The following is a 4,231-nucleotide window of genomic DNA, read 5'->3' on the forward strand; positions in this document are numbered from 1 at the left end:
TTCTCAACTTTTCGGTACATCTATCTGATCATGATGCAAGGATTTTGAGCAATTTTACCAGATTCAGGAGCATTAAGTCAACTGTAAATACCGCTCAAAGTATTGATGGCTAAGGGTTTCGGAGTTGTGCAGCAACCCCTATTTAGCTGCATAACCTGGAAGATCGCTATACTTGGTCTGTAAACTCAATTTCAAACACGGTGGCTATCTATACTGTAATGTGTTTCAAGTAATCGTCTAGGCTACCATTAACATTTCCAGCGAGGAAACAGGGAGATGGGGGAGTTATCGGGTTGACTCAATTTTGCAATTTGACCGGGGCTGGTTTATACCAAGTTGCAGTTAAAGAAGTAATCTTCTGTCATGCTGAACGAAATCCTTCAGTTCGTTCAGCATGACAGGATCAATCTAATTCAAGCGGCTGGCATGTCTCTAGTAGCAACCACATCCGCCCCTGTTTCCAAGGCATTCGCCAAAATCACCTCACCCATTTTCACAGGTGCAGTTAGTTTCAATTGACGCAGCGCTTGGCACAATTCCTGCATTTTTTCCTTAGGGATAGACATAGTAGTTTTCACCGGAAGCCTAGCCCAAAGCCCTTGTTCTACCTGTACAGTAGTTGTTACCATACGGCGAGGTTCGGTATGTTCTTGTTTAGCATATTCTTGTCCCCGTTTGCAGTTAAAACCCCGCACTTCGACAATCTTATTGTCTTCATCTTCAACTTCTAAACGGCAACCTAGGGGACAGCCAATACAAAGGTAATGAGTAATTGTTGTCATAATAAATACCTGGTGATTGCTGATTGTTCATATCATGTCCGGTTGAATACTTACGCCATTGGTGGAGACAAGGCTCTAGGACAGATGGCAGATGGTAGAAGGGAAAGAAGAAGGTTGCCAGGGAGAAGTAAATGATAACTGACGATAAGGACATGATATTACTAGAGACTCCTTCGCCACCCTTGAGGGAACCTGGTTTGTAGGGGCGGGTTTAAGGACTTTCTTTGAGTTGATGATGGTAACGTTGGTACGAAACCCGCCCTGACTCAATTTTGAGTTCACTCCCCCATCCCCCAGACGCTTCTGTCATCATGTCTGGAACATCGTGCCCTATCTTCTCCATCTCCCGCACCTTACTCCTTTAATCTTCACAGGGTACAACATCTACCCGTAAGGTATCCCCGTGGAAGTTCTCCAAAAACCGAGGACGTACTTTGAGATTAACCATCTCTGCTGGCAAAACAAAGCGTAGTTTTTTCTCATACACGTCACCTAAACGCAATACGCTTTCTTCCATGGGGCGCTTAACCCGCATGTAAACTGTGTGTTCTCGGTCAGTGGAAATAGTATGAGGGACGCAGTAGCGCACATTTTCCCCTGGAACTAGGCGAATATTATCCCCCGGAGGGCGTTGTTCGGTGACGTAAGCCCCAGCATTGCTGCCTGCGAGAAAGGCTTCCTGGCTGACAAAATCCACTAAGTCGTGAATATGGACAACATTACCACAAGCAAAAACTCCATCCATGGAGGTTTCCATCATGCTGTTCACCACCGGACCACTGGTTACGGGGTCAATCTGGAGTTTCAACTGTCGGGATAGTTCGTTTTCTGGAATCAAACCAATGGACAGCAGCAGGGTATCACAAGGAATATCCCAGCTTTTGTCTAAATTTGGGGTAAAGTTTTCATCAACGGGAGCAACAGTAACCTTTTCTACTCGGTCTGTGCCATGGATGTCCGCAACTGTCGTGGAAAGGTGCAGGGGAATGTCGAAGTCGTGCAGACATTGGACAATATTGCGATTGAGTCCATTGGCGTGAGGCATAATTTCAAACACGCCTGCGACTTCTACCCCTTCCAATGTCAACCGTCGCGCCATAATTAAGCCAATATCCCCAGAACCAAGAATCACCGCCCGATATCCAGGCAGATAACCAATCATGTTGACAAATTTCTGAGCTAACCCAGCGGTCAAGACACCGGAGGCGCGAGTACCAGGAGTGCGAATAGCGCCGCGTGTGCGTTCTCTGGCACCCATTGCTAGTACAGCGGCTTTGGTGGAAAGAACGTGGACGCCTTGGCTACCGGACATGAGTTTGACTTGTTTGTCAGCACTAATATCCAGGATGTAAGCATCGCTGACAATATCTATGTCCGTTTCTAAGACTTGCTCCAAAAAGCGCTGGGCATATTCTGGACCGGTGAGTTCTTCTTTAAAATGCTGGAGTCCAAAACCCGGATGGATACATTGCAACAGGATACCGCCTGCTTCTTTCTCCCGGTCAGCAATCAGGATGCGATTTGCTCCCGCCTGTCTTGCGCCTAAGGCGGCTGCCATACCTGCTGGACCGCCACCAACGACTACGACATCATACTCTTTTTTTAAGTGACTGATTGTGTCTGTAATCATTTTGCTACCTCCTCCCGTTCTCGAACAATCCAAGTGTCGCCGCCGCGTTTGGTAATTTGCGATAGCGGCTGGTCTAATTCTTGCGATAGCAGTTCCATACACCGTCCAGTACAAAACCCCCCTTGACAGCGCCCCATCCCGGCGCGGGAACGGAATTTGATGCCGTCGAGGGTGCGTGCGCCTCGATGAATGGAATCTAAAATCTCGCCCTCGGTAATTAATTCGCAGCGACAGACAATGCGACCATAGTGAGGATTCTTTTGGGTTAGGGCGATTTGTTCGTCTGTGGACAAGGAAACAAAATGGATGGGTTTGGGAATGGAGGGGACAAAATCATCCTTGGGTTGTAAGGGCAGACCTTCGTCCCTCAATATATCTCCTACCATTTCAGCAATTGCCGGAGCTGCCGTGAGTCCGGGGGACTGGATACCTGCGACGTTAATAAAGCCCTTTTTGTCGGTCGAACCAATTATAAAGTCTTCGGTTTCCGTAACTGCCCGTAACCCAGCAAACTCAGCGATGCAATCCCTCGGACTAATACCGGGAACGACTTGCCTGACCATCTGGAATACGGTTTGTCCTCCGGCGACGCTGGTGGTCAAGTCTTCCTTATCATCGGTCATTTCTGCCGTGGGACCGACCATAATCGTGCCATCGTAGGTGGGGATGACGAGAATCCCTTTGGACACGGGAGTGGGACAGGGGAAAATTACCCGTTTGACTAAACCCATTAACCGCTTATCCAGGATATATTCCTCACCTTTGCGAGGGCGAATAGTAAAGGGTTGTACGCCTGCCATTTGAGCGATACGATCAGCCCAAAGTCCCGCCGCATTAATGATAAAGCGAGTCGGGAATTCTCCGCGATTCGTTTTGATTGTCCAAATGTCGTCCGTTTGGTCAATGTCCTGCACCAAACTATCGGTCACCAGTTCCAACCCATTCAGACAAGCATTTTCAATCAGGGCAAAACAGGCTTCGTAAGGATTGATCACACCTGTCGTTGGAGCATAGAGTCCAGCGATGGCGTCGGGATTGAGGCGGGGTTCTTCTCGCAGTAAGCGTTCCTGATCCCACATTTCCAGACCAGGAACGCCTTTTTCTTCACCCTGTTGTTTTAGTTGGTCTAACGTAGGCAGTTGGTCTTCGGTTAGAGCAACTGTTAGTTCACCAATGCGCTTGAACCCAAAACCCAGCTCATCACAGATAGTATCCCACATTTGATTCCCCAACCACTCCAGTTTCCCTTTCAAGGTTTTGGGGGAGCCGTGATGACCGCCGTGAATAATCCCACTGTTGGCTTTACTGGTTCCGAATCCGACTTCGCTCTCTTTCTCCAACAAAACAGCACGGATAGGATAGCGCATTAACTCACGCGCGATCGTGCAACCAATTACGCCACCGCCAATGATAGCTACATCGTAAACCATAGTTCTGACCTGCCATAATTTTTTGACTTAATTCTTGTTAGGGATTCTGAAAATAATTAATTAAAATGCTAATAGACTATTCCAGTATAAGAAACCAACGTTTTGATATCGAACCTATCTAGGAATTTTTTAGATTTATTTAACTAATGAAGCGAAACTCAACCTTCTACTTCGTTGAATCGTTCATTGTAGCTAGAACACCAGTCAAGTAAAAGGTTTCCATAGCACAAAGCCCTCTTTTAAGCAATAAAAGAGGGCTTTATAAAAAGAAGAAGTCTGGCATCGAGCTATTTTCCCAGAGGGCAACCCCCAAAGTATCTTCGCCGCAGCAACGTTTCACAGCCGAGTTCGGGATGGGTTCGGAGTGGAGCCATTGCGCCAGAGACACC

The 4,231-nt window shown here is 47.4% G+C and carries 4 protein-coding genes and 1 rRNA gene; all 5 read right to left on the reverse strand.

Features of this window, described 5'->3' with window-relative positions; genetic code table 11:
• Window positions 1-413: 413 nt before the first annotated feature.
• On the reverse strand, window positions 414-782 hold the full coding sequence (locus RIB93_RS30260) for a DUF1667 domain-containing protein (RefSeq protein ID WP_446378645.1): 369 nt from the start codon (window positions 780-782) through the stop codon (window positions 414-416).
• Between the two features lie 211 nt (window positions 783-993).
• Entirely contained in the window at window positions 994-1,125 is a 132-nt protein-coding gene (locus tag RIB93_RS30265) for a hypothetical protein (RefSeq protein ID WP_446378647.1), read from the reverse strand.
• A gap of 18 nt (window positions 1,126-1,143) precedes the next feature.
• Window positions 1,144-2,412, reverse strand: a complete 1,269-nt coding sequence (locus RIB93_RS30270) for an NAD(P)/FAD-dependent oxidoreductase (RefSeq protein ID WP_446378649.1) — start codon at window positions 2,410-2,412, stop codon at window positions 1,144-1,146.
• Entirely contained in the window at window positions 2,409-3,842 is a 1,434-nt protein-coding gene (locus RIB93_RS30275) for an FAD-dependent oxidoreductase (RefSeq protein ID WP_446378651.1), read from the reverse strand. Before RIB93_RS30275 ends, RIB93_RS30270 begins: the two co-directional genes overlap by 4 nt.
• Before the next feature lie 274 nt (window positions 3,843-4,116).
• Window positions 4,117-4,231: ribosomal RNA gene (gene rrf / locus RIB93_RS30280) — 5S ribosomal RNA — on the reverse strand; the annotation flags it as partial.

It is taken from the genome of Coleofasciculus sp. D1-CHI-01 (genome assembly GCF_040218875.1).
In the GTDB taxonomy this organism is placed as follows: Bacteria; Cyanobacteriota; Cyanobacteriia; order Cyanobacteriales; family Coleofasciculaceae; genus Coleofasciculus.